Raw genomic sequence first — 4,749 nt, forward strand, 5'->3', positions numbered from 1 at the left:
GAGCGGATAAAGAGGAGATTGAAAACCATGACCAGACGGAAGACTGTCGCCGTAATCGGCGGCGGCGTGAGCGGACTTGCGGCAGCGAAAGCCTTTGACGAGCGTGGCCACAGAGTGATCGGCTTTGAAAGAAGTCATGACTTTGGCGGCGTATGGGAGCTTTCTCGCTCCTATCCCGATGTGCAAACCCAATCACCCAAGGATCTTTACCGTTATACGGACCTGCCTATGCCGGAGGACTATCCGGAATGGCCGAAGGGACCGCAGGTCCACGCCTATCTGCATTCTTATGCAGCCAAACACAATCTGGCACGGCTGTTTCAGTTGAACACCGACGTGGTTTCGATGGATCGCAGAACGGACGGCAAGCCGGGTTGGACGCTGACGCTGGAGGCAGCAGGCAGGCGCTGGACCCGGGATTTCGATTTCGTTGCAGTGTGCACCGGGCAATTTTCTGACAAGAACATCATTTCCCATCCTGGACAGGAAGAGTTCGAGGCCGAGGGTGGCCAGGTCATGCACAGTTCGGAATATACCGACAGCGCCCTGGCTAAAGACAAGAACATCGTGGTGCTTGGGGGCTCCAAGTCCGCAACCGACATCGTTGTCAATGCCGTCAGGAATGGCGCCAAGTCGGTGACCCTTGTTTATCGGGAACCGGTTTGGAGGGTTCCGTATTTTGTCGGCGGCATCAACTTCAAACGATTGCTCTACATGCGAGCCCAGGAACAGCAATTCAACGGCTGGTCTCCTTCACCGCTGGCCAGAGTGGTCCAGACTCTGTTCAAGCCGTTGATCTGGGCCAATTTCCGAGGCCTCGAGGCCCTCCTCAAGTTTCAGCTCAAGTTGAAGAAATGGGACATGGTGCCTGACGCACCAATCGAAAAGGATGCGTCCTGCTCTCTTCCGATCGTTACTCCGGGTCTGTTTGAAGGCTTTGAGGACGGGACAATCAAGCCAATCAAGGGCACGATCGAACGCTATGAAGATGGCAATGCCGTGCTGACGACAGGCAGCCGCATTCCATGTGACCTTTCGATCCTGGCGGTCGGATGGAAGCTGGGCGTTCCCTATCTGGCTCAGGACTATCTGGACAAGCTGATCGAACCCGACGGCCAGTATCGTGTTTACAGACTGGCAGTTAACCCCGATCTTCCAGACATGGGATTTGTTGGTTTCAACTCCAGTTTTTGCACAATTCTGTCAGCGGAAATGATTGCGAACTGGCTTGTCCGTTATGCTGACGGTCAGCTGTCCAAGCAACCGAGCGACGCTGAGATGCGCAAGAACATTGACGACATGCTGATGTGGCGCCGCGAGGAACGACCGGCGGCCAAGGTCTACGGAGGCCTGTGCTCCGCCCCATTCCACTTCCGGCATTTCGATGAACTGCTTGCAGATATGGGAGCCAGGACTAAGAAACGCGCGAATCCGCTTGCGGAGCAATTCTCTTATCCGAACGCCGAAGCCTACGGTGCATTTTTGGCAAGCACACCGCAATACTCGGCAGGATAAGAAAAAGCCAGTCGGCCTGTAAGCCGGGTTCTGTATGGCCCGCTTGCGCGGACGCGACAGCCATTCATCTGGGGCGCCTGTTGCCAGACGCCTCACGCAACCAACCCGGACAGCGGGCCTGGAAACCGACCTGGACCCGGATTGCTCCCGATCCATGCTGTCCCTATTCGGTCTTGCTCCCGGTGGGGTTTACCATGCCGCTTCTGTTGCCAGAGGCGCGGTGGGCTCTTACCCCACCCTTTCACCCTTACCCCGGCAAGCCGGGGCGGTTTGCTTTCTGTGGCACTTTCCCTAAGGTCGCCCTCGCCGGGTGTTACCCGGCACCGTGTTTCCGTGGAGCCCGGACTTTCCTCCCTCGCGGCCTTTCGGCACTTGCGACAGCGGCTGTCCGACCGACTGGCGATTGCGGACTTAAGTGGCTTTGCGGCACAGGTCAAGCAACTGCGAACCGCAAGTTGCTGTTTCCATAAGATCTTATGCCGCTTTCAAAATCCGGTACGCAAGATCGGGCATCAGACGATGTAAGGCGTAAAGAAATGGAACACGGCCCAAATGGATCTCGCTTTGCAGTTTTTCCAACCCCGAAACAATCCTCTGCGCTGCTTCCAGGGGTGACAAGGCCTTGTCGCCGCGTCCAGATGTCATCCGCGTCACGATCAGGTCCGGCACCACCTCGCTCACGCCTACAGAAGTGCCCTCAAGTTGATACCGAAGCGCCCTGGTGAAATTGGAAAGCCCTGCCTTGGTTGCACAATAGATCGGTGCAGATTTTTTCGGGACACGCGCAAGCGCCGAGGAAATGGCCACCACACGCCCCGCCCTGGCTTGCTTGAGTAGCGGCAAAAGTTCAACGGTGAGCTCGATTGGCGCCAGCAGATTGACCATCAATTCGGTTTCAATCCGTTCGATGGGCACACAGGCGTCTTGAAAATCATAGGAAAACTGCAGGGCGGCGTTGTGGATCAGGAGATCGACGGGACAATTCAATTCGTGAATTGCGTCCAGAAACCGGTACCTGCCTTCGGGAGACGCCAGATCGGCGTGTACGGATATGACCTGGCTATGCGCTTCTTTGACTTCTTCCAGCGCATTTTGCGTTCGCCCACATATGACAACGCGATGCCCCTGCTCGCAGAACAGGCGGGTCAGTTCGCGGCCCAGTCCTATTGCTCCTCCCGTGATGACGATAGTTCTGACTTCCTGCATTTCCAGTCTCTCCAAAAATCGGAATTGGCGAGACTTAAGAGATCAGTAGGCCGGTGTGCATTAACCCGGGTTAAGAAGCGCTTCGCTTCGCGCGCCTTGCGCGGATACGTGACAGCGCAACCGGCGTAATCCCCAGATAGGACGCAATATGGTATTGCGGCAATCGAAGTGCGACTTGCGAATACTCCCTCAGAAAGGCCTCGTAACGACCGGCTGCATCTTCAAGCAGAAAGGACGCTTCCCGCTGTTCTTTCCGAAGCGCAAGACGGGTGATGAAACCGTTGAAAACCCGCTCCCATAAGATGTCATCTGCTTTCAGCCTGCGCACCGTTTCCATGGGCACGCTTACAAGGACCGTGTCTTCCAGGGCTTCCGTGAAAAAGGGAGACGGTTTTTCTGCAAGAAATGAAGATAGACATGTGACCACACCACCACTCGAGACGAAGTTTTTATTGAACTCCCGTCCGTGCGGTGTGAGGTAGTAATACCGTACCAGCCCCGATACCACGAAATAGAGATCTTCCAGAAGGTCGCCCGCTGAAAACAACACATCCCCTGCCCGTGGTCGCAAAACACGCGCTACATCCACGATCAGTCGCATGTCGGGTGCGGGATCGCCAATCGAGGTTTGGAACCTCTCCAAGAACGTCTGAAGAACCTGACGGTCGGTGTCGCATTCTTTCAATTCCAGCCTCCACTGAACTTCCGGATGGACTTCAAGTCATTAACGTGCGCTGCGTCAATGCGACAACTGCCCCGCATCGCACAAACTTCATTTTTCTTGAAGAGCATAAAACGTTATCGTCATCTTGGGGACATGGGATTCGGGGGAAACCTCATGAAACACGCATTGAAGGCGGAAGAAGCTGCTGAGCTCATTCCGGATGGTGCCACACTTCTCATCGGTGGTTTCATGGGGGTTGGCACACCTCATCGTTTAATCGACGTAATCGTTGCGAGGGGCACGAAAGACCTTACCGTTATTGCAAATGATACAGCGATGCCGGGACGCGGCATCGGCAAGCTCGTATCAGCCGGCAGTCTTTCGAAAGTGATTGCCTCACATATCGGCCTAAATCCGGAAACCCAGCAAAAGATGATCGCGGGAGAAATAGAGGTCGACCTGGTGCCTCAAGGTACCCTGGTGGAGCGGATCAGGGCAGCGGGCGTCGGCCTCGGCGGAATTCTGACACCGACCGGCATCGGTACGCTTGTGGAAGAAGGCAAACAGAAGATCACAGTTGATGATCAGGACTTTCTGCTTGAAACACCGCTCCATGGCGACTTTGCCCTGATTGCGGCCTATCGTGCCGATTATGTCGGCAACCTTGAATACTCTCTGACGGCCCATAACTTCAATCCGATCATGGCAATGGCAGGTGAGACCGTGATTGCCGAACCTCATTCTATTGTGCCGGTAGGCGTCATCTCACCTGACAGCGTGAAGACACCCGGAATCCTGGTGGATCATCTTCTGGAGAGACAGCCCGATGGAAGCTAAGGAAATCATTGCTCGTCGCGTGGCTCAGGAAATCGAACCCGGTACACTGGTCAATCTGGGCATTGGTCTGCCGTCAATGGTTGCCAATTATCTGCCCAAAGAGGTTCACGTCTTCTTTCAGGCCGAAAACGGTGTGATCGGTCTCGGAGCACGCCCGCCGGAAGGGATGGAAGACCCGGATCTGACCGATGCGGGCGGAGGTTTCATTACGGCGGTGCCCGGTGCTGCATCCATCGATAGCGCCATGAGTTTCGGTCTGATCCGCGGCGGACACCTCGACATGACGGTTCTCGGCGGTCTTCAGGTCGATGAGCGCGGTTTTCTTGCCAATTGGATGATCCCGGGCAAGATGGTTCCGGGTATGGGTGGTGCGATGGATCTTGTCGCGGGCGCAAAGCATGTCGTCGTGGCCATGGTTCACACGGCCAAAGGGAATCCCAAGATCCTGCGCGAGTGCAGCCTCCCGCTGACCGCAATGCGGCAAGTCAGTCTGATTGTCACGGAACTGGCGGTCATAGAACCGACTG

5 protein-coding genes and 1 other RNA gene are annotated in these 4,749 nt (G+C 55.7%); 3 read left to right on the forward strand and 3 right to left on the reverse strand.

What is annotated here, in order from left to right; all coding sequences use genetic code 11:
* The first annotated feature begins 27 nt into the window (after positions 1-27).
* Positions 28-1,515 carry an NAD(P)/FAD-dependent oxidoreductase gene (locus K5905_RS27735; RefSeq protein WP_297590381.1) on the forward strand — a complete coding sequence of 496 codons (1,488 nt, stop codon included), beginning with the start codon at positions 28-30 and terminating at the stop codon, positions 1,513-1,515.
* A 3-nt stretch (positions 1,516-1,518) separates the two neighbouring features.
* Here the strand turns inward: K5905_RS27735 and rnpB are convergent.
* The 3 genes from rnpB to K5905_RS27750 all read right to left on the reverse strand — a co-directional run bounded on the left by rnpB (position 1,519) and on the right by K5905_RS27750 (position 3,406).
* Positions 1,519-1,915, reverse strand: an RNA gene (gene rnpB / locus K5905_RS27740) — RNase P RNA component class A.
* 74 nt (positions 1,916-1,989) lie between these two features.
* Positions 1,990-2,721 (reverse strand): SDR family oxidoreductase, encoded by a 732-nt coding sequence (locus K5905_RS27745; protein WP_297590383.1) that lies wholly within the window; start codon positions 2,719-2,721, stop codon positions 1,990-1,992.
* Positions 2,722-2,791: 70 nt separating this feature from the next.
* Positions 2,792-3,406, reverse strand: coding sequence for a Crp/Fnr family transcriptional regulator (locus tag K5905_RS27750; protein WP_297590386.1), 615 nt, complete (start codon positions 3,404-3,406; stop codon positions 2,792-2,794).
* 153 nt (positions 3,407-3,559) lie between these two features.
* Between K5905_RS27750 and K5905_RS27755 the strand changes: the two genes are divergently transcribed.
* A complete protein-coding gene (locus K5905_RS27755; protein WP_297590388.1) occupies positions 3,560-4,222 on the forward strand; it encodes a CoA transferase subunit A in 663 nt (220 codons plus the stop codon).
* Positions 4,212-4,749: 3-oxoacid CoA-transferase subunit B (locus K5905_RS27760; protein WP_297590391.1), on the forward strand; the 538-nt coding region annotated here is incomplete at its 3' end. The genes K5905_RS27755 and K5905_RS27760, both read left to right, overlap by 11 nt.

Source organism: Roseibium sp. (assembly GCF_025698965.1).
Lineage (GTDB): Bacteria > Pseudomonadota > Alphaproteobacteria > Rhizobiales > Stappiaceae > Roseibium.